The sequence below is a fragment of the Pseudomonas sp. C9 genome, assembly GCF_002000165.1.
Taxonomy (GTDB): Bacteria; Pseudomonadota; Gammaproteobacteria; order Pseudomonadales; family Pseudomonadaceae; genus Aquipseudomonas.
This window is the reverse complement of record NZ_MPAK01000001.1, coordinates 1,347,868-1,368,255: the sequence shown is the minus strand read 5'-3', so window position 1 is coordinate 1,368,255 and position 20,388 is coordinate 1,347,868. Positions and strand designations below refer to the sequence as shown.

The 20,388-nt window shown below is 57.9% G+C and carries 18 protein-coding genes; 13 read left to right on the top strand and 5 right to left on the bottom strand.

Features of this window, described 5'->3' with window-relative positions; translation table 11 throughout:
* The first annotated feature begins 1 nt into the window (after position 1).
* The gene (locus BMS17_RS06480; protein ID WP_077430647.1) at positions 2–460 is read left to right on the top strand and encodes a transposase; all 459 of its coding nucleotides are present in this window, start codon (positions 2–4) and stop codon (positions 458–460) included.
* A 125-nt stretch (positions 461–585) separates the two neighbouring features.
* On the opposite strand, the gene BMS17_RS06475 is transcribed toward BMS17_RS06480, so the two are convergent.
* Positions 586–1,194, bottom strand: a complete 609-nt coding sequence (locus tag BMS17_RS06475) for a TetR/AcrR family transcriptional regulator (protein WP_046032877.1) — start codon at positions 1,192–1,194, stop codon at positions 586–588.
* Between the two features lie 134 nt (positions 1,195–1,328).
* Here BMS17_RS06475 and BMS17_RS06470 point away from each other — a divergent pair, with 134 nt between their 5' ends.
* Positions 1,329–2,243, top strand: coding sequence for a DUF808 domain-containing protein (locus tag BMS17_RS06470; RefSeq protein ID WP_077430646.1), 915 nt, complete (start codon positions 1,329–1,331; stop codon positions 2,241–2,243).
* A gap of 195 nt (positions 2,244–2,438) precedes the next feature.
* Here BMS17_RS06470 and BMS17_RS06465 read toward each other — a convergent pair whose 3' ends face one another.
* Together BMS17_RS06465 and BMS17_RS06460 are read right to left on the bottom strand one after the other, a co-directional pair.
* Complete coding sequence (locus BMS17_RS06465) at positions 2,439–3,227, bottom strand: VacJ family lipoprotein (RefSeq protein ID WP_046032879.1); 789 nt, start codon at positions 3,225–3,227, stop codon at positions 2,439–2,441.
* Positions 3,220–4,518, bottom strand: coding sequence for a serine/threonine protein kinase (locus BMS17_RS06460; RefSeq protein WP_046032880.1), 1,299 nt, complete (start codon positions 4,516–4,518; stop codon positions 3,220–3,222). The genes BMS17_RS06465 and BMS17_RS06460 overlap by 8 nt, the downstream gene beginning before the upstream one ends.
* 223 nt (positions 4,519–4,741) lie before the next feature.
* Between BMS17_RS06460 and BMS17_RS06455 the strand changes: the two genes are divergently transcribed.
* The gene (locus BMS17_RS06455; protein ID WP_046032881.1) at positions 4,742–5,110 is read left to right on the top strand and encodes a hypothetical protein; all 369 of its coding nucleotides are present in this window, start codon (positions 4,742–4,744) and stop codon (positions 5,108–5,110) included.
* Positions 5,111–5,233: 123 nt separating this feature from the next.
* Here the strand turns inward: BMS17_RS06455 and BMS17_RS06450 are convergent, their stop codons facing one another.
* Complete coding sequence (locus BMS17_RS06450) at positions 5,234–6,829, bottom strand: beta (1-6) glucans synthase (RefSeq protein WP_077430645.1); 1,596 nt, start codon at positions 6,827–6,829, stop codon at positions 5,234–5,236.
* 34 nt (positions 6,830–6,863) lie between these two features.
* On the opposite strand from BMS17_RS06450, the gene BMS17_RS06445 reads away from it, so the two are divergent.
* The 4 genes from BMS17_RS06445 to BMS17_RS06430 all read left to right on the top strand — a co-directional run bounded on the left by BMS17_RS06445 (position 6,864) and on the right by BMS17_RS06430 (position 10,243).
* Positions 6,864–7,010: a hypothetical protein gene (locus BMS17_RS06445; protein ID WP_256577147.1), complete on the top strand. Its 147-nt coding sequence runs from the start codon at positions 6,864–6,866 to the stop codon at positions 7,008–7,010.
* 119 nt (positions 7,011–7,129) lie between these two features.
* Positions 7,130–7,981: a glycine betaine ABC transporter substrate-binding protein gene (locus BMS17_RS06440; RefSeq protein ID WP_046032883.1), complete on the top strand. Its 852-nt coding sequence runs from the start codon at positions 7,130–7,132 to the stop codon at positions 7,979–7,981.
* 295 nt (positions 7,982–8,276) lie between these two features.
* On the top strand, positions 8,277–8,588 hold the full coding sequence (locus BMS17_RS06435; RefSeq protein ID WP_046032884.1) for a DUF485 domain-containing protein: 312 nt from the start codon (positions 8,277–8,279) through the stop codon (positions 8,586–8,588).
* The gene (locus BMS17_RS06430) at positions 8,585–10,243 is read left to right on the top strand and encodes a cation acetate symporter (protein ID WP_046032885.1); all 1,659 of its coding nucleotides are present in this window, start codon (positions 8,585–8,587) and stop codon (positions 10,241–10,243) included. The genes BMS17_RS06435 and BMS17_RS06430 overlap by 4 nt, the downstream gene beginning before the upstream one ends.
* Before the next feature lie 815 nt (positions 10,244–11,058).
* Here BMS17_RS06430 and gltA read toward each other — a convergent pair.
* Positions 11,059–12,348 carry a citrate synthase gene (gene gltA / locus BMS17_RS06420; protein WP_007945132.1) on the bottom strand — a complete coding sequence of 430 codons (1,290 nt, stop codon included), beginning with the start codon at positions 12,346–12,348 and terminating at the stop codon, positions 11,059–11,061.
* Between the two features lie 363 nt (positions 12,349–12,711).
* Between gltA and sdhC the strand changes: the two genes are divergently transcribed.
* The 6 genes from sdhC to odhB all read left to right on the top strand — a co-directional run bounded on the left by sdhC (position 12,712) and on the right by odhB (position 20,294).
* Positions 12,712–13,086, top strand: coding sequence for a succinate dehydrogenase, cytochrome b556 subunit (sdhC, locus tag BMS17_RS06415; RefSeq protein ID WP_015096190.1), 375 nt, complete (start codon positions 12,712–12,714; stop codon positions 13,084–13,086).
* Entirely contained in the window at positions 13,080–13,448 is a 369-nt protein-coding gene (gene sdhD / locus BMS17_RS06410; RefSeq protein ID WP_007977503.1) for a succinate dehydrogenase, hydrophobic membrane anchor protein, read from the top strand. Before sdhC ends, sdhD begins: the two co-directional genes overlap by 7 nt.
* A gap of 3 nt (positions 13,449–13,451) precedes the next feature.
* Complete coding sequence (gene sdhA / locus BMS17_RS06405; RefSeq protein ID WP_046032886.1) at positions 13,452–15,224, top strand: succinate dehydrogenase flavoprotein subunit; 1,773 nt, start codon at positions 13,452–13,454, stop codon at positions 15,222–15,224.
* 11 nt (positions 15,225–15,235) lie between these two features.
* Complete coding sequence (locus BMS17_RS06400) at positions 15,236–15,940, top strand: succinate dehydrogenase iron-sulfur subunit (protein ID WP_046032887.1); 705 nt, start codon at positions 15,236–15,238, stop codon at positions 15,938–15,940.
* Positions 15,941–16,202: 262 nt separating this feature from the next.
* The gene (locus BMS17_RS06395) at positions 16,203–19,034 is read left to right on the top strand and encodes a 2-oxoglutarate dehydrogenase E1 component (RefSeq protein WP_046032888.1); all 2,832 of its coding nucleotides are present in this window, start codon (positions 16,203–16,205) and stop codon (positions 19,032–19,034) included.
* A gap of 42 nt (positions 19,035–19,076) precedes the next feature.
* Entirely contained in the window at positions 19,077–20,294 is a 1,218-nt protein-coding gene (odhB, locus tag BMS17_RS06390; RefSeq protein WP_046032889.1) for a 2-oxoglutarate dehydrogenase complex dihydrolipoyllysine-residue succinyltransferase, read from the top strand.
* Positions 20,295–20,388 lie beyond the last annotated feature (94 nt).

Here is a 20,388-nt window from a genome sequence, read left to right as displayed (position 1 = left end):
AATGCCCGATGTACCTTCTTCACATCGCCTGCGAACAGGTCGCTACGCCGAACCCAATCGAATCTACTTACTGACCACCAATACCCTTGACCGAGAACCGGTTTTTACCGATTTCGCTTTGGGCCGATTGGTGGTTCACCAATTCCGTCAGGCTCAAAAACTGGGTTTCGTAAACTCGCTGGCCTGGGTCGTTATGCCTGACCACTTTCACTGGCTGGTCGAGCTGCAGAAGTGTTCGCTCAGCAATTTGATGCGTCAAACCAAGTCATTGATTGCTCGAGACGTAAACCTTTTCAGTAACAGGAAAGGGCCGCTTTGGCAGCAGGGGTATCACGACCGGGCGTTAAGGCGAGATGAGGATTTGGTGAAGATGGCGCGGTATGTTGTGGCCAATCCATTGCGGGCGAGGTTGGTAGAACGACTGGGCGACTATCCGTTGTGGGATGCGATTTGGGTCTGATCAAGTACCGAGTTGCAGCCATCGCGGGCAAGCCCGCTCCCACACGGATTAGCGGTGTTCACCTATTTTGCGTACGCCGACAGCCCGTGTAGGAGTGCGCCTGCTCGCGATGGGGACAACGCGGTCTACCGATCCGGCTCACACCCCTTGAGCACCAACCGGATAATCGTCTGCGCCGCTGCTTCATAATCGGCCTCATCCAGTTTGGCTTTGCCGGTGATGGCGGTGATCTGCCAGTCAAAGTCGGCATAGGTCTGGGTTGCGGCCCAGATGCTGAACATCAGGTGGTTGGGGTCGATGGCGGCGATTTGGCCGCGGTCGATCCAGGTTTGGATGCAGTCGATGTTGTGCTTGGCCTGGCTGTTGAGCTGTTCGACCAGGTCGGCGCTCAGGTGCGGGGCGCCGTGCATGATTTCGCTGGCGAACACCTTGGAAGCGAAAGGCAGGTCGCGGGAGATGCGGATTTTCGAGCGGATGTAGCCGCTCAGCACTTCGCTGGGCACACCTTCAGGGTTGAACGGTGTCGAGGCCTGCAGAATCGGCTCGATGATACTTTCCAGGACCTCGCGGTAGAGGTTTTCCTTGGATTTGAAGTAGTAGTAGACGTTGGGCTTGGGCAATCCCGCCTTGGCTGCGATGTCGCTGGTTTTGGTCGCAGCGAAGCCCTTGTCGGCAAATTCTTCACTGGCGGCACGCAGGATCAGTTCTTTGTTGCGCTCGCGGATAGTGCTCATAAACCAGGGGGTTCCTTGCCTGTTCTGGCGGTTGCGCATGGTATCACCGGCCTCGCGCGCCGCTCAAGAATGCCCCGTGTGGCACTCGGCCGCGCTATGCTGCGCAGCATTCATTCAAGAAGGAAACCTGATTCATGGCAGGAAGCAGTTTGCTGGTGCTGATCGATGACATCGCCGCTGTGCTCGACGATGTGGCATTGATGACCAAAATGGCCGCCAAGAAGACCGCCGGTGTACTGGGCGACGATCTGGCGCTCAATGCCCAGCAGGTCAGCGGCGTGCGGGCCGAGCGGGAAATCCCGGTGGTTTGGGCGGTCGCCAAGGGCTCGTTTCGCAACAAACTGATCCTGGTGCCGTCGGCGTTGGCCATCAGCGCGTTCATTCCGTGGCTGGTCACACCGCTGTTGATGGTCGGCGGCGCGTACCTGTGTTTCGAAGGCTTCGAGAAACTTGCCCACAAATTTTTGCACAGCAAGGCCGAGGATCAGGCTGAACATGCAGAGCTGGTCGAGGCTGTTGCCGATCCGGCGGTCGATCTGGTGGCTTACGAACAGGACAAGATCAAGGGCGCGGTCCGCACCGACTTCATCCTGTCGGCAGAAATCATCGCCATCACGTTGGGCACCGTGGCGGGTGCCTCGCTGACCCAGCAAGTGATCGTGCTCTCGGGGATTGCCATCGTCATGACCGTCGGCGTCTATGGCCTGGTCGCCGGCATCGTCAAACTCGACGACCTCGGTTTGTGGTTGACCCAAAAGCCCGGCCAGATGGCCAAAAGCATCGGCGGCGGAATACTGCGAGCGGCACCGTACATGATGAAAAGCCTGTCGGTGATCGGGACGGCGGCGATGTTCCTCGTCGGCGGCGGGATCCTGACTCACGGGGTGCCGGTGATTCATCACTGGATTGAAGGTGTTGGCGCAGCGGCCGGTGGCGCCGGGTTTATCGTGCCGACCTTGCTCAATGGGGTCGCGGGGATTGTGGCCGGCGCGGTGGTGTTGGCGGGTGTGCTGGTAGCCAGCAAAATCTGGAAAGCGCTGAAAGGCTAAAGCCGAACACTGTCCTGTAGGCGTGAGCCGGCTCCGGGCGGCGTTCCGACGATTGCGGTGGGTCAGTCAGTAGAGATTTTGACTGTGCTGATGTCATCGCGAGCAGGCTCACTCCTACAGGGGGATTGTCGTGCGGCGGGAATGTAAAAAGGCCATTCGACTCGCATCGAATGGCCTTTTTTGTTGCCGCCGGAATTACTCGGCGATCTGCAACTTACGTGACTCGGTATACACGTAACGCACTTTCTCGTACTCGAACGGCGAGTTCAGCTGGCCATAGCGGAAGCGGGTCTGGTTGCGTTTGTCGATGCCGCGCAGGATCCACACTTCAGGATGATTGGAGCTGACTTCGGAGACGTTCAGGTAGTTGATCGCCGACTCTACGGTGAAATCGACAGCCAGGCCGCCGGTGTCGCGGATGTTGGACGGCCCGAGAATTGGCAAGACGAAGTAGGCGCCGCCTGGTACACCGTAGAAGCCCAGGGTCTGGCCGAAGTCTTCGTTCTGGCGCGGCAGGCCCATGGCGGTGGCCGGGTCCCACAAGCCGGCAATGCCGATGGTGGTGTTGAGCAGCAGGCGCGCAGACGTTTCCATCGAACGCTTGCCCTTGAGTTGCAGCAGGCTGTTCACCAGGTTTGGCACGTCGCCGAGGTTGTTGAAGAAGTTGCTCACGCCGGTACGCAGGAAGCTTGGCGTGACGTAGCGATAGCCGTCGACCACGGGCAGGAACACCCATTGGTCGAAGCGGTAGTTGAAGTGATACACCCGGCGGTTCCACTCTTCCAGCGGGTCATAGACGGCCAGTGCATTGAGCGTCGAGCGTTCGAACTCGCGCTGGTCCAGCCCGGGGTTGAACTTGAGTTTGCTCAGCGGCTCCTTGAAGCCGTCATTGTCGATCACGACGGGGGCGTTGGCTTTGCTGTTGTCGGCATTGGCGACGCCTGCACAGAGTAACGCAGCGATAAGCAGGAGATATTTAGCCACGGAAGAACTCCAGCATGGCGTCGCTGTTGACGCGGTAGTTAAGGTTGCCGCAATGGCCGCCGAGTGGATAAACGGTCAAGCGATCGCCGAAGGTCTTGCGCAGGAAACCGAGGTCGCCCGGGCCCAGGATCACGTCGTCGGCGTTGTGCATCACAGCGATTTTCGGGCTGTCGTGCAGGTAGTCCTTGAGCGCATACAGGCTGACCTGGTCGATCAGTTGCAGCAGGCTGCCGCCGTCAGTGCGGGCACGCCACATCGGAATGACCTGTTCGGTGATGTAGCAGTCGAAGTCGCATTGCAGCGCACGCTTGAGAAACGGCGTGAGGCTGGTGCCTTCGGTGATCGGGAATTTCGGCGGCGTAATCAGGCCGCGACGGTTGATCAGGTCCGAGGTGAAGGCAATGTCGGCAGCCGAGAAACGGAATGAAGTGCCGATCAGCATGGCCATCTGTTCGTTGGTCAGGTGTTGCTTGGACTGCTGGAAGTCGTAGAGCAGGGCATCGTTGAGGTCGATGTAGCCTTTCTGCTGGAAGTAGCGGGTCAGCTTGTTCAGCACCAGCTCATAAAACGTAGTGCTGCTGGTGATGCCCTTGACCTCTGTCTGGACCAGTTTGTCCAGGTTGGTGATCGAGGTGTACAGGTTGACTGGCGGGTTGAGCAGCAAGACTTTCTTGAAGTTGAAACTGCGGCGGGTTTCGTCCAGATGCGCGACAAACGCCGCGTCGAGGGCGCCCAGGCTGTAACCGGTCAGGTAGTAATCGGTGACCGGCAGATTCGGGTTTTGTGCCCGCACGGCCTGCATCACTCGATACATGTCTTCGGCATCTTCCTTGGTAATGCCGGGGGTGGCGAAGCGAGAGGCGGCGGCGATGAAGTCGAAACTGGTCGGCGACGAGAGTTGCACCACGTGATAGCCGGCCTGGTAGTAGAGCTTTTTCAGATATTCGTTGAGGGTGCTGTCATAACGGGCACCGGTGCCGGCAATCAGGAAGATCAGCGGTGCGGCTTTATCTTGCGTGGCGATGCGGTAGGTCAGCTTCTTCACGGCCCAGAAGTTGTCTGGCAATTCGAAGGCGCGCTCCGGGCGTAGCGTGATGGTTTCATCCCGCTGATTGATGTCGTCGTCCAGCGGCAATTCCGGACGCAGGTCCGGAGGTGTCGTTGCGATGGTCGCCTCGAACGGGTTGGTCAAGGGGTAGCCATAACTGGCGGCGTCGATATCGACTGCCAGTGCGGACGCACTCAATATAAGGCCGCAAAACAGGGCGGCGAAGCGCAAGGAACGGAGCATGACTAGATCCCTTAGAAGAAGGTGCTGAATAAAGTTCGCAGGCTAAGACCACTTGTATTGCGCCAAAGTGCCACGCATCGGCACCAAAGAGGCTTATTTTTGGGTAATAGTAGCTGGACGATACACTTTGCAGCGGTTTCCTTACCAATTATCTGTTGCTCGCGTTTGCATACCGCTGTCGGGGGATTAAGCTGGCCGCCGTTTTCCCCTATTGGAGTGTTTCATGTCCCGCCGTCTGCCCGTGTTTTTGCTGCTCGTTTTGCTGCCTTTATGGCTGGCCGCCAGTTACGGCGCGCGTTATGGCTTCATGGAGGATGGGCAGTGGGTGGGCATCTGCGTGGACGAGGCTAACCGCTGGGAATGTGGGGTGCGTTCGAATCTGGGCTTGATGATTCACTTCAACGTGCTGGGCTGGGCGGCGATTTCGGCAGCGGTGCTTGGCTTCGTGTTGCCGGGCCGGGCAGGGTGGTGGCTGGCGGTGCTGGCGCTGGTGTTCGGGTTCCCGGCACTGGCGTTGTACAACACGACGCTGGCTGTTTTTGCGGTGGTGATTGCGGGTTTGCGGTTGGTTCGGGCGTCTCGTAGCGCCTGATAAATCGTCATCGCGGGCAAGCCCGCTCCCACAGGGATTTTGTTGTACACAAATGCTGCATTCGCTGCAGAGTCCTGTGGGAGCGTGGCTTGCCCGCGATGAGGCCAGAAGCTTCGCTGACGTTTACCTGTTGCGAACCCGCAAACTGCGCCATAACGCTGCAACCATCAGCCCGCTCACCAGCGCCCAGCCCCAGGCTTGCTGGTTGTGTAAACCTTCACGGAACAACTGCGGCGCAATGCCAGCCCCGATGATGAAGGTCAGCAACGCAATCTCGCGACGTGGCACGCTCACCGGGCGGCACAGGTAAACCAACGCCGGCAGGATGAACGCGACACTCGGGAAGCTGCGATAGCGCGGATCGAACACCAGTTCCAGCATCATCACCGCGGCGGCAAATCCTGCCGCCGCGAGTAACCAGCCAGCCCGGCGCTCCAGCGCATTGAAGGCGCGCTCACGCCAACCCGTGCGGGCGCTCAGCGTCAGTGCGGCATGGGTCAACACCAGCAAATTCAACGCCGTCAGCAGCGCCACCCACAGCCATTCGCTGGCAAACCGTGTGGTGACGCGAGCCAGATCACCCCACGCGCCAATCGAACAAGCCGCCAGTGCGCCGAGCAGTGGCAGTACCAACGCGGCGCGAGTGCTGCGAACGCGACCGCCAAGCATCAACGTGCCGAAAAAAATTACCACGCCCACCGCCAGCCACTGCGACCAGTACGGCACGTTCGACACCGGGCCTGCGAGCACGCCCTTGTCCTGGCGATCAGCGTCAAACAATCCCCAGTAGCCACCGACCGCACCTTCGCTGGCACGTTTCCATGGCTGGTCGAAGGCTTCGATCAGGTTGTAATGCCAGCCATGCTGTTCTGCCATCACGACAAAACCGCGAATGAACTTGGCTTCATTGACCCGGCTCGGCAGGGCTGTTTCCCGTTGACGGCCTTCGCTCGGCCAACCGGTTTCGCCAATCATCACGTCTTTGGGCGCGAACTTGTTGCCGAACACCTGACGCACTTCGGCCACATGTTGCAGGGCCGCATCGATGTTCGAGGGATCATCTTCCCAGTACGGCAGTAAGTGGATGGTCAGGAAGTCCACCGCCGGGGCTATTTCCGGGTGCTTGAGCCAGAACTCCCAGACGTCGGCGTAAGTGACCGGCTGCTTGACCTGACTTTTGACCTTGTTGATAAGCCTGGCCAGCTGCGCGCCGGTGACTTCTTTGCGCAGCAAGGTTTCATTGCCGACGATGACCGAGGTCACCACGTCGGCGTTGGCATTGGCCGAGGCGATCAGCAGGTCGACTTCTTTCTCGGTGTCCACCGGGTTGCTGTTGACCCAGGCGCCGATCATCAGTTTCAAGCCATGTTTGCGCGCCAGGTCGGGCAGGGCCTCTAGGCCGGTCATGGAATAGGTGCGGATGCATTCGAAGCTTTTGGCCAGCAGCGCGAGGTCGGCGTCCATGCGCTCCGGGCGCAATTTGAACGGCACATCGAACGGCGATTGATCTTTGTCGAACGGGGTGTAGGAGGCGCATTGCAGTTTGTGTGTCGCGCTGGCCACGTCCGGCAGAATCACCGGTTTGCCGAGGCCGTACCAAAAGCCGCCGAAGGCAAACAACCCCAGCAGACAGGCGAACAGGTAAGCAAAAAAAGGAAAGCGTGATGTCGCGGGCATGGTCAGGCCGTCTGAGAGCAAAGCCGCGCATGTTACCTGCATTTCTCCCGGCTCAGGTGGCCTGCATGGTTTTGACATGCAAAGTTCGGGCGGAGCGGTCGAGGCGTTTGCGCCGCTCAAGATTAATGGCGTTCTGATGTCGTTTCTCGATGCCTTGATGTCGCTGGCAGAGCAGGTCGCTATTGTCGCGAGGTTGATTATCGAAGCATCAGTGCTCTCATAGATAAATCACGCTGATGTTCGAACGAGTTTGCGGTGGGCGTGATGAGGGCGCTGTGCACCATAACAATACGTTGACGCGACTCGGCATCCGTCGAGCGCAGCACTTTCGGGGAAGTAACGATGAAGATGCGACGACTTTTAGGTGCAGGTGCCGCTCTGGTGCTTGCGATTGGCTCCACCATGGCCAATGCCGAGAGCAAGACCCTGAGCATCGGTTACGTTGACGGTTGGTCCGACAGCGTCGCGACGACCCACGTAGCGGCTGAAGTGATCAAACAGAAACTGGGTTATGACGTGAAACTGCAAGCCGTCGCGACCGGGATCATGTGGCAGGGTGTGGCCACGGGCAAACTCGATGCCATGCTGTCGGCCTGGTTGCCGGTAACACACGGTGATTACTGGACCAAGAACAAGGATCAGGTCGTCGATTACGGTCCGAACTTCAAAGACGCAAAAATCGGCCTGATCGTGCCGGAGTACGTCAAAGCCAAAACCGTCGGCGATCTGAAAACCGACGACAGCTTCAAAAACCGCATTGTCGGCATCGACGCCGGTTCAGGCGTGATGCTCAAGACCGAACAGGCAATCAAGGACTACGACCTGACCGGGTATCAACTCAAGGCCAGCTCCGGCGCCGGCATGATTGCCGAGCTGACCCGTGCCGAGAAGAAAAACGAATCCATCGCCGTGACCGGATGGGTGCCGCACTGGATGTTTGCCAAGTGGAAACTGCGCTTCCTGGAAGATCCGAAAGGCGTTTATGGCGCCGCTGAAACCGTAAACAGCATCGGCAGCAAAGAACTCGCCACCAAGGCACCGGAAGTGGCCAAGTTCCTGAAGAACTTCCAGTGGGCGTCGAAAGATGAAATCGGCGAAGTCATGCTGGCAATCCAGGATGGTGCAAAGCCGGAAGCCGCGGCGAAGGATTGGGTGGCCAAACACCCGGAACGTGTTGCCGACTGGACCAAATGATTTGAGTTGACGCGTCTGGTCAGCACTTCTGAAGGCCGCTTGGCATAACCGCCAAGCGGCCTTTTGCGTTTCTCTGTGGGAGCGAGCTTGCTCGCGATAGCGGTGTATCAGTCGATATTGATGTTGACTGACACGCCGCTATCGCGAGCAAGCTCGCTCCCACATTGTTTAGTGTCTGCTGGAAAATGACGATTCTGTCATGTCGTTCTAATACTAAGGTCGTCTGGAACCTGTTCCGCAGCCGCATAGAGTGGATAACGTTCTAACAATAATCTGTGCTGCGAGGATAAAAACAATGAACGACAGCATTTACCTCTCGATTCAAAACAGCCCGCGCTTCAAGGAGCTGGTCAGCAAGAGGGAGCGATTCGCCTGGATTCTTTCGGCAATCATGCTTGGGCTTTACTCCGGATTCATCCTTTTGATTGCTTACGGGCCGCAGCTGCTGGGGGCGAAAATCAGCCCTGAGTCTTCGATTACCTGGGGGATACCCATTGGTGTCGGGCTGATAGTCTCGGCCTTTGTCCTGACTGCAATCTACGTACGACGCGCCAATGGCGAATTCGACGACCTGAACAATGCGATTCTCAAGGAGGCTCAGCAATGATCCGGCGTCTAATGGCTCTATTGAGCATCGCAGCCTTTGCCCCGGCCGTTTGGGCGGGTGAAGCCCTGACCGGCGAAGTGCATAAACAACCGCTCAACGTTTCCGCCATTTTGATGTTCGTGGCGTTTGTCGGTTTGACCCTGTGCATCACCTATTGGGCTTCCAAGCGCAATAATTCTGCTGCCGACTATTATGCGGCGGGCGGCAAGATCACCGGTTTCCAGAACGGTCTGGCGATTGCCGGTGACTACATGTCCGCGGCGTCCTTCCTGGGGATTTCCGCCCTGGTATTCACCTCCGGCTACGACGGCCTGATCTACTCGATCGGCTTCCTGGTAGGCTGGCCGATCATTCTGTTCCTGATCGCCGAGCGCCTGCGTAACCTGGGTAAATACACCTTTGCCGACGTGGCGTCCTATCGCCTGGGGCAGACCCAGATCCGCACGCTGTCTGCTTGCGGCTCGCTGGTGGTGGTGGCGTTCTACCTGATCGCGCAAATGGTGGGTGCCGGCAAGCTGATCCAGCTGCTGTTCGGTCTCGACTACTACGTTGCGGTGATTCTGGTCGGCATCCTGATGTGCCTGTATGTGTTGTTTGGCGGCATGCTGGCGACCACATGGGTTCAGATCATCAAGGCTGTGCTGCTGCTGTCCGGTGCCTCGTTCATGGCACTGATGGTGATGAAGCACGTCAACTTCGACTTCAGCACGCTGTTTTCCGAGGCGATCAAGGTTCACCCTAAAGGTGAAGCGATCATGAGCCCAGGCGGCCTCGTGAAAGACCCGATCTCGGCATTCTCCTTAGGGCTTGCGCTGATGTTCGGTACCGCTGGCCTGCCGCACATTCTGATGCGCTTCTTCACCGTGAGTGACGCGAAAGAAGCTCGCAAGAGCGTGCTGTACGCAACCGGCTTCATTGGTTACTTCTACATCCTGACCTTCATCATCGGCTTCGGCGCGATCTTGCTGGTCAGCACCAACCCGGCCTTTAAAGATGCGGCTGGCGCACTGTTGGGCGGTAACAACATGGCGGCGGTGCACCTGGCCAACGCGGTGGGTGGCAGTATTTTCCTGGGCTTTATCTCGGCGGTCGCGTTTGCAACCATTCTGGCTGTAGTGGCTGGTTTGACTCTGGCCGGTGCTACTGCGGTATCTCACGACCTGTACGCCAGTGTGATCAAGAAGGGCAAGGCTAACGACAAGGATGAAATCCGCGTCTCGAAAATCACCACCATCGCACTCGGTGTGTTGGCGATCGGCCTGGGCATTCTGTTCGAAAGCCAGAACATCGCCTTCATGGTGGGCCTGGCGTTCTCCATCGCGGCGAGCTGTAACTTCCCGGTGCTGCTGCTTTCCATGTACTGGAAGAAGCTGACCACGCGCGGTGCGATGATTGGCGGCTGGTTGGGGCTGGTCAGCGCTGTGGGCTTGATGGTGCTTGGGCCAACCATTTGGGTGCAGATCCTGCATCACGAGAAGGCGATCTTCCCGTATGAGTACCCTGCACTGTTCTCGATGGCGATTGCGTTTGTCGGTATCTGGTTCTTCTCGGTTACTGACAAATCGACCGCAGCTGACAATGAGCGTGCGCTGTTCTTCCCGCAGTTTGTTCGTTCGCAGACTGGGTTGGGGGCGAGTGGGGCGGTTGCGCACTAAGGTTTCAGTGGTATTTATGTAAGTTGCGTTAAATATGAAATGCCCTGGTCGAGAGATCGGGGCATTTTTTATTGGGCGGTTATCGGTCTGAATTTGGTTTTTTGTCGAGGCGGCCTGATAGCCGGCCTGTGTTTTGGTTGGTTGAGTACATATCCGTTGCTGCGGTAATGGCGGCTTAGGGTTTCGCCCTTACGGCGAGTCACTTTTAACAAACGCCTTAAAAGTAACCAAAAGCGCTCGCCCCGAGCGTCCGGCCCCTCGCTAAGGCTCGGCGTTCCTTCGCTCCGGTATCCCTCCGGGGACACTGCCCTCCGGTCGGCTTCGCTTCGACCTACATGCAGCGTGTTCGACTGCGTCGAACGGCGCTGCGCGCCACTCCCCGGATGAACACCTCTACTCAGCCTCCCGAAGGGGCGGGTGGATCAAGATCAAAAGCTGTAGGCGAGCTAACGCTCGGCCTGATGAGTGGTGAGGGGCAACAGCGGATGTGTGTTGTTTTGCTTTTTGTGGGAGCGGGCTTGCCCGCGATGGCGGCCTGCCAGCCGACCAGCCTTTTGCAGATGTACTCATTCCCTGTAGGAGCATGGCTTGCCAGCGATGGCGGCCTGCCAGCCGACCCATCCCTAACAGATGTGCAGGATGATCGTTCCCACGCTCTGCGTGGGAATGCTGCCAGGGATGCTCTGCGTCCCGCTTTTTCCGGCGCGGCGAGGAGGGAGGTGGGATGAAGACTTTCAAAGCGCACAAACAAAAACGGCCTCTATATAAATAGAGGCCGTTTCCGGTGCAGTTAAGACGTTATCGCAAGACAGGTCTTATTTGCGGTCTTCCAGCTTGGTGATGTCACGCGACTCGTAGCCGGTGTACAGCTGGCGCGGGCGGCCAATCTTGTACGGGCTGGAGAGCATTTCTTTCCAGTGGGAGATCCAGCCAACAGTCCGCGCCAGGGCGAAGATAACGGTGAACATGCTGGTTGGAATGCCGATCGCCTTGAGGATGATCCCCGAGTAGAAGTCGACGTTCGGGTACAGCGAGCGTTCGATGAAGTACGGGTCGGTCAGGGCGATCTCTTCCAGGCGCATGGCCAGTTCGAGCTGCTTGTCGTTCTTGATGCCCAGTTCTTTCAGTACTTCGTCGCAGGTCTGCTTCATCACGGTGGCGCGTGGGTCGCGGTTTTTGTAAACCCGGTGACCGAAGCCCATCAGCTTGAACGGATCGTTCTTGTCCTTGGCCTTGGCGATGTACTTGTCGATGTTCGATACATCGCCAATTTCATCCAGCATGGTCAGAACGGCTTCGTTCGCACCGCCGTGGGCAGGGCCCCACAGTGCAGCGATGCCGGCGGCGATACAGGCGAACGGGTTGGCACCCGAAGAACCGGCCAGGCGTACGGTTGACGTCGATGCGTTCTGCTCGTGGTCGGCATGGAGGATGAAAATCCGGTCCATGGCCTTGGCGAGCACCGGGCTGATCGGTTTGATCTCGCACGGGGTGTTGAACATCATGTGCAGGAAGTTTTCCGCGTACGTCAGGTCGTTGCGCGGGTACATCATGGGTTGGCCCATGGAGTACTTGTAAACCATTGCTGCCAGGGTCGGCATCTTGGCAACCAGGCGGATCGCAGAGATTTCGCGATGCTGCGGGTTATTGATGTCGAGGGAGTCGTGGTAGAAGGCCGAGAGGGCGCCGACTACACCGCACATGACAGCCATTGGGTGGGCGTCGCGGCGGAAACCGTTGAAGAAGGTCTTCAACTGCTCGTGAACCATGGTGTGGTTCTTGACGGTACTGACGAACTGGGCCTTCTGTTCTGCGGTCGGCAATTCGCCGTTAAGCAGCAGGTAGCAGGTTTCCAGGTAGTCCGACTTTTCAGCCAGTTGTTCGATCGGGTAACCGCGGTGCAGCAGGATGCCATTGTCGCCGTCGATATAGGTGATCTTCGACTCGCAGGAGGCTGTCGACATGAAACCAGGGTCAAAGGTGAAACGGCCCGTGGCCGTCAGGCCCCGAACATCGATAACATCGGGACCAACGGTGCCGGTTAAAATGGGCAGCTCGACGGGGGCTGCGCCCTCGATGATCAACTGCGCTTTTTTGTCAGCCATGTGGCCTCCTATTTATGCTTGAAATCATCAGACAGACCCCCCACGCAGGGCCCGCACCACTATAGTGAGATAAATTCGAATGTCAATTTGCCTAAAGTCTTGCTCCAGAAGGCTTTAACCGGACTTTTTCCTCGAAATTGACTGCCATTTACGCCTTTTATCCAACTTGTGCAATCAGCTATTAGGGGAAGGTGAACGCGTTGTCATTAGTAGCCTAACTGTCTATACTCGGCCACCGACCGCCAGGGGCTTTTGGGCCTGCTTTATTGGGGGTCGCATCCCTGGGTGGTGGTTACCTGACCAGTGCACTCCCCAACAACTTTGCCCTGATTGTTAGGGGCTCTTCAGTGTGAAAAAAAAGCCGTGAAAAGCCAACGACCTGTAAACCTAGACCTAAGGACCATCAAACTCCCCATCACCGGCGTTACGTCGTTTCTTCACCGTGTTTCCGGCATCATCCTCTTCCTGGGCCTTGGCTTCATGCTTTATGCATTGGGCAAATCCCTGGGTTCCGAGGAAGGTTTTGCCGAGGTGAAGGCATGCTTGACCAGCCCGCTGGCCAAGTTCGTAGCATGGGGCCTCCTGTCCGCTCTTCTGTATCACCTGGTAGCCGGTGTGCGCCACTTGATCATGGATATGGGCATCGGCGAGACGCTTGAAGGCGGCCGCCTGGGCTCGAAAATTATCATCGCCGTTTCCGTGGTGTTGATCGTTCTGGCAGGAGTTTGGATATGGTAACCAGCGTTACGAACCTTTCGCGTTCGGGCCTCTATGACTGGATGGCACAACGTGTGTCTGCGGTTGTTCTCGCGGCTTATTTCATCTTCCTGATCGGATACCTCGCGGCGAATCCGGGCATTGGTTACGACCAATGGCATGGCCTGTTCGCCCACAACGGGATGCGTATCTTCAGTCTGCTGGCCCTTGTAGCCCTGGGCGCTCACGCCTGGGTCGGCATGTGGACCATCGCGACCGACTACCTGACGCCGATGGCGCTGGGCAAGTCCGCGACTGCAGTACGTTTCCTTTTCCAGGCAGTATGCGGCGTTGCGATGTTCGCTTACTTCGTCTGGGGTGTGCAGATTCTCTGGGGTATCTGATTCATGGCTAACATTCCAACGATTTCTTTCGACGCCATCATCATTGGTGGTGGCGGTGCCGGCATGCGCGCTGCGCTGCAACTGGCACAGGGCGGTCACAAGACTGCCGTGATCACCAAGGTTTTCCCGACCCGTTCGCACACTGTATCTGCCCAGGGTGGCATCACCTGCGCCATCGCTTCGGCTGATCCGAACGATGACTGGCGCTGGCACATGTACGATACCGTCAAGGGTTCCGACTACATCGGTGACCAGGACGCTATCGAGTACATGTGTCAGGAAGGCCCGGCTGCCGTTTACGAGCTGGACCACATGGGCATGCCATTCTCGCGTACCGAGCAAGGTCGTATCTACCAGCGTCCATTCGGCGGTCAGTCGAAGGATTACGGTAAAGGCGGGCAGGCTGCTCGTACTTGCGCTGCGTCCGACCGTACCGGTCACGCGCTGCTGCACACCCTTTATCAGGGCAACCTGAAAGCCGGTACCGTGTTCCTGAACGAGTACTACGCTGTCGATCTGGTGAAGAACGGCGAAGGCGAGTTCGTCGGCGTGATCGCCATCTGCATCGAAACCGGCGAAACCACCTACATCCGTGCCAAGGCCACCGTACTGGCTACCGGCGGTGCAGGTCGTATCTACGCGTCCACCACCAACGCCCTGATCAACACCGGTGACGGCGTCGGCATGGCTCTGCGTGCTGGCGTGCCGGTACAAGACATTGAAATGTGGCAGTTCCACCCGACCGGTATCGCCGGCGCTGGTGTACTGGTTACTGAAGGTTGCCGTGGTGAAGGTGGTTACCTGATCAACAAGCACGGCGAGCGTTTCATGGAGCGTTATGCTCCGAACGCCAAAGACCTTGCAGGTCGTGACGTTGTTGCCCGTTCGATGGTTAAGGAAATCATCGCTGGTAACGGCTGCGGCCCGAATGGCGACCACGTAATGCTCAAGCTCGACCACTTGGGCGAGGAAGTGCTGCACAGCCGTCTGCCAGGCATCTGCGAACTGTCCAAGACTTTCGCTCACGTTGACCCGGTTGTTGCTCCGGTTCCGGTTGTTCCGACTTGCCACTATATGATGGGCGGCGTTCCGACCAACATTCACGGTCAGGCAATCACCCAGAACGACGAAGGCGTCGACGAAATCATCCCTGGCCTGTTCGCAGTGGGTGAAGTGGCGTGCGTATCGGTTCACGGTGCCAACCGTCTGGGCGGCAACTCGTTGCTCGACCTGGTGGTATTCGGCCGCGCTGCCGGCCTGCACCTGGAAAAAGCACTGACCGACGGTATCGAATACGACGACGCCACCGACGCCGACATCAATGCGGCCCTGGCGCGTCTGTCTGCTCTGAACGAGCGTACCGAAGGCGAAGACGTGGCAACCCTGCGTCGCGAGCTGCAAAACTGCATGCAGAACTACTTCGGTGTATTCCGTACTGGCGAATACATGCAGAAGGGTATTGCCCAGCTGGCTGACCTGCGCAAGCGCATCGCCAACGTCAAGATCAACGATAAGTCGCAGGCGTTCAACACTGCACGTATCGAAGCTCTGGAACTGCAGAACCTGCTGGAAGTGGCTGAAGCTACTGCCATCGCTGCCGAAGTACGTAAAGAGTCCCGCGGTGCTCACGCCCGTGAAGACTTCGAAGACCGTGACGACGAAAACTGGCTGTGCCACACCCTGTACTTCCCGGGTGACAAGCGCGTGACCAAGCGTGCTGTGAACTTCTCGCCGAAGACTGTTCCGACTTTTGAACCTAAGATTCGGACTTATTAAGGGTGGCCGCCATGTTGAAAGTCAGCGTTTATCGTTACAACCCTGATCAGGACGCTGCGCCGTTCATGCAGGAATTCTCGGTCGATACCGGTGGTAAAGACCTGATGGTGCTGGACGTGCTGGCCCTGATCAAAGAGCAGGACGAAGGTTTCTCCTATCGTCGCTCTTGCCGTGAAGGTGTATGCGGTTCCGACGGCATGAACATCAACGGCAAAAACGGTCTGGCGTGCGTTACGCCGCTGTCCGCCGTCGTAAAAGGTAACAAGTTGATCGTTCGTCCTCTGCCAGGTTTGCCGGTTATCCGTGACCTGGTCGTCGATATGAGCATCTTCTACAAGCAATACGAGAAGGTTAAGCCTTACCTGCAGAACGACACGCCGGCTCCGGCCATCGAGCGTCTGCAGTCCCCTGAAGAGCGTGAAAAGCTTGACGGTCTGTACGAGTGCATCCTGTGCGCTTGCTGCTCGACTTCTTGCCCGTCCTTCTGGTGGAACCCGGACAAGTTCCTGGGTCCAGCTGCTCTGCTGCAAGCTTATCGCTTCCTGGCAGACAGCCGCGACACCAAGACTTCCGAGCGTCTGGCTTCGCTGGATGATCCGTTCAGCGTATTCCGCTGCCGCGGGATCATGAACTGCGTCAACGTTTGTCCGAAAGGCCTGAACCCGACTAAGGCCATCGGTCACATTCGTAACATGCTTCTGCAAAGCGGCGTGTGATTCAGCTGTTGTACCCGTAAGACCGCTGTACCCGTAGATGCTACGGCGCAGGCTTCAACCGGCGCCGTAGTTTTAACCTGAGCAGCAGCTCACAAAGCTGCAGCTCTTATTTTGAAGAAATGAGACAAGCAGGGGCATCCGGGCTGGTACCCGGACTATCAGCGTGATCCTAAGTGGCTTGTTTTGGTCGCTGCATTCGGACTTCTGCAAGTTTGCTCGGTGTCGACGCCGGTGGTGTTCCCCTAACCGAGGGTGACCAAGCATGCAAGAAAGCGTGATGCAGCGCATGTGGAACAGCGCCTACCTGTCCGGTAGTAACGCTGCCTATGTGGAAGAGCTTTACGAGCTCTACCTGCACGACCCTAACGCTGTGCCAGAAGAGTGGCGCACCTACTTCCAGAAGTTGCCTGCTGACGGCAACACTGCCACCGATGTTTCGCACTCCACAATTCGCGATCATTTCGTCTTGCTGGCAAAGAACCAGCGCCGCGCCCAACCGGTTTCCGCCGGCAGCGTGAGCAGTGAGCACGAGAAGAAGCAAGTTGAAGTGCTGCGATTGATCCAGGCCTACCGTATGCGTGGCCACCAGGCAGCCCAGCTTGACCCGCTGGGGCTGTGGCAGCGTCCTGCACCTGCAGACCTGTCAATCAATCACTACGGCTTGACCAATGCCGATCTTGATACGACCTACCGTGCCGGCGACCTGTTCATCGGCAAAGAGGAGGCGAGCCTACGCGAAATTCACGAAGCGTTGCAGCAGACATATTGCCGCACCATCGGCGCTGAATTTACGCATATCACCGATTCCGAGCAGCGCCAGTGGTTCCAGCAGCGTCTGGAAAGCGTGCGCGGTCGTCCGACGTACTCCGCTGACATCAAGAGCCACTTGCTTGAGCGCGTGACCGCCGGCGAAGGCCTGGAAAAATACCTGGGCACCAAATACCCGGGTACCAAGCGTTTCGGTCTGGAAGGCGGCGAAAGCCTGATTCCGATGCTCGACGAACTGATCCAGCGTTCCGGTTCCTACGGCACCAAGGAAATCGTCATCGGCATGGCCCACCGTGGTCGTCTTAACGTGCTGGTCAACACCTTCGGCAAGAACCCGCGCGAGCTGTTCGACGAGTTCGAAGGCAAGAAGAAGGTCGAGCTGGGTTCTGGTGACGTTAAATATCACCAGGGCTTCTCGTCCAACGTGATGACCGCCGGCGGTGAAGTTCACCTGGCCATGGCGTTCAACCCGTCCCACCTGGAAATCGTTTCCCCGGTGGTCGAGGGGTCGGTTCGCGCCCGTCAGGACCGTCGTAACGATCCTACCGGTGAAAAAGTCCTGCCGATCTCCATCCACGGTGACGCTGCGTTCGCAGGTCAAGGCGTGGTCATGGAAACGTTCCAGATGTCGCAGACCCGCGGTTTCAAAACCGGCGGTACCGTGCACATCGTGATCAACAACCAGGTCGGTTTCACCATCAGCAACCCGCTGGACTCGCGTTCCACCGAGTACGCGACTGACGTTGCGAAAATGATCCAGGCACCGATCCTCCATGTGAATGGTGATGATCCGGAAGCTGTATTGTTCGTGACCCAGCTGGCCATCGACTACCGCATGCAGTTCAAGCGTGACGTGGTGATCGACCTGGTCTGCTACCGTCGTCGCGGCCACAACGAGGCCGACGAACCAAGCGGCACCCAGCCGATCATGTATCAGCAGATCACCAAACAGCGCACCACCCGTGAGCTGTATGCCGATCGCCTGACACAGAGCGGTGTGCTGGACGCAGAGCGTGTGCAGTCGAAAATCGACGAATACCGCAACGCACTGGACAACGGTCTGCATGTTGTAAAAAGCCTGGTCAAAGAGCCGAACAAAGAGCTGTTCGTGGACTGGCGTCCGTACCTGGGCCATGCCTGGACTGCGCGTCACGACACTCGTTTCGACCTCAAGACCCTGCAGGAACTGTCCGCCAAGCTGCTGGAAATTCCAGAAGGTTTCGTGGTTCAGCGCCAGGTCGCAAAAATCTACGAAGACCGTCAGAAAATGCAAGCCGGCGGCCTGCCGATTAACTGGGGTTACGCCGAAACCATGGCGTACGCGACCCTGGCGTTCGAAGGTCACCCGATTCGCATGACGGGTCAGGACATCGGTCGCGGTACGTTCTCGCACCGTCACGCTGTCTTGCACAACCAGAAAGACGCGGGTACCTACATCCCGTTGCAAAACCTGTACAACGGCCAGCCACGTTTCGACCTGTACGATTCGTTCCTGTCCGAAGAAGCCGTACTGGCGTTCGAATACGGTTACTCGACCACCACGCCTGATGCGCTGGTGATCTGGGAAGCCCAGTTCGGCGACTTCGCCAACGGTGCCCAGGTGGTTATCGACCAGTTCATCACCAGTGGCGAACACAAGTGGGGCCGTCTCTGCGGTCTGACCATGCTGTTGCCGCACGGTTACGAAGGTCAGGGTCCTGAGCACTCCTCGGCACGTCTGGAGCGTTACCTGCAATTGTGCGCCGAGCACAACATTCAGGTAGCCGTACCGACTACGCCGGCTCAGATCTATCACTTGCTGCGTCGCCAGGTCATTCGCCCGCTGCGCAAGCCATTGATCGTTCTGACTCCGAAGTCGCTGTTGCGCCACAAACTGGCCATCTCGACGCTGGAAGATCTGGCCGAAGGTTCGTTCCAGACCGTGATCCCGGAAATCGATGCTCAAGATCCGAAAAAGGTCGAGCGCATTGTTCTGTGTAGCGGCAAGGTCTACTACGACCTGTTGGAAAAACGCCGTGCCGAAGGTCGTGACGACATCGCCGTCGTGCGTATCGAGCAGCTGTACCCATTCCCTGAGGACGACTTGAAAGAAGTCCTGGCTCCTTACACCAACGCCAAACATGCCGTTTGGTGTCAGGAAGAGCCGATGAACCAGGGTGCCTGGTACTGCAGCCAACACCACTTGCGTCGCAGCATCAGTACCCTCAACAAGTCTCTCGTACTCGAGTACGCGGGCCGTGAGGCTTCTGCTGCACCGGCATGTGGTTATGCATCGATGCACGCCGAACAGCAGGAAAAACTGCTGCAAGACGCCTTTACTGTTTAACGCCTTCGCGCACCTGAAACCGAATTTAAGGACTCACAGATAATGGCTATCGAAATCAAAGCCCCCACTTTCCCGGAATCGGTTGCCGATGGCACCGTTGCCACGTGGCACAAGCAACCGGGCGACGCCGTCAAGCGTGACGAACTGATCGTCGACATCGAAACCGACAAAGTCGTACTGGAAGTTCTGGCTACCGCTGATGGCGTGTTGGGCGCAATCGTCAAGGGCGAGGGCGAGACCGTCCTGTCCGACGAAGTTCTGGGCTCCATCGTAGAAGGCGGCGCTGCAGCCGCTGCTCCTGCTGCCGCTCCGGCCGCTGCACAAGCGGCTGCTCCAGCTGCTGATGGCGAAGACGATCCTGTTGCTGCACCGGCTGCTCGCAAGCTGGCTGAAGAAAACGGCATCAACATCGCTTCCGTTGCCGGCACCGGCAAAGGCGGTCGTGTGACCAAGGAAGACGTAGTAGCCGCTGTCGCTGCCAAGAAAGCCGCTCCGGCTGCCGCGCCTGCCAAGGCTGCTGCCCCGGCTGCCGCTGCTCCTGTGTTCGCCGCCGGCGACCGCGTCGAGAAGCGCGTACCGATGACCCGCGTTCGCGCTACCGTGGCCAAGCGCCTGGTAGAAGCTCAGTCGAACATGGCGATGCTGACCACTTTCAACGAAGTCGACATGACTGAAGTCATGGCCCTGCGTTCGAAGTACAAGGACCTGTTCGAGAAGTCCCACAACGGCGTACGCCTGGGCTTCATGTCGTTCTTCGTCAAGGCCGCTACCGAAGCACTGAAACGCTTCCCGGCTGTCAACGCGTCGATCGACGGTGGCGACATCGTTTACCACGGCTACGCCGACGTCGGTGTTGCTGTTTCCAGCGACCGTGGTCTGGTTGTACCGGTTCTGCGTAACGCCGAACTGATGAGCCTGGCTGAAATCGAAGGCGGCATCGCCACCTTCGGCAAGAAGGCTCGTGACGGCAAACTGTCGATGGACGAAATGACCGGCGGCACGTTCACCATCACCAACGGTGGTACCTTCGGTTCGATGATGTCGACCCCGATCGTCAACCCGCCGCAAGCGGCTATCCTGGGCATGCACAACATTCTGCAGCGCCCTATGGCGATCAACGGTCAGGTCGTTATCCGTCCGATGATGTACCTGGCTCTGTCTTACGATCACCGTCTGATCGATGGCAAAGAAGCTGTGACCTTCCTGGTTACCATCAAGAACCTGCTGGAAGACCCGGCTCGTTTGTTGCTGGATATCTGATAGAAGCGGCTGCAGGTTTCAAGGTCCAGGCTGCACGAAAGGGCAGTCTGGCTTGAGGCTTGCGGCTTCAAGCTTGCCGCAAAAAAGAGGATTT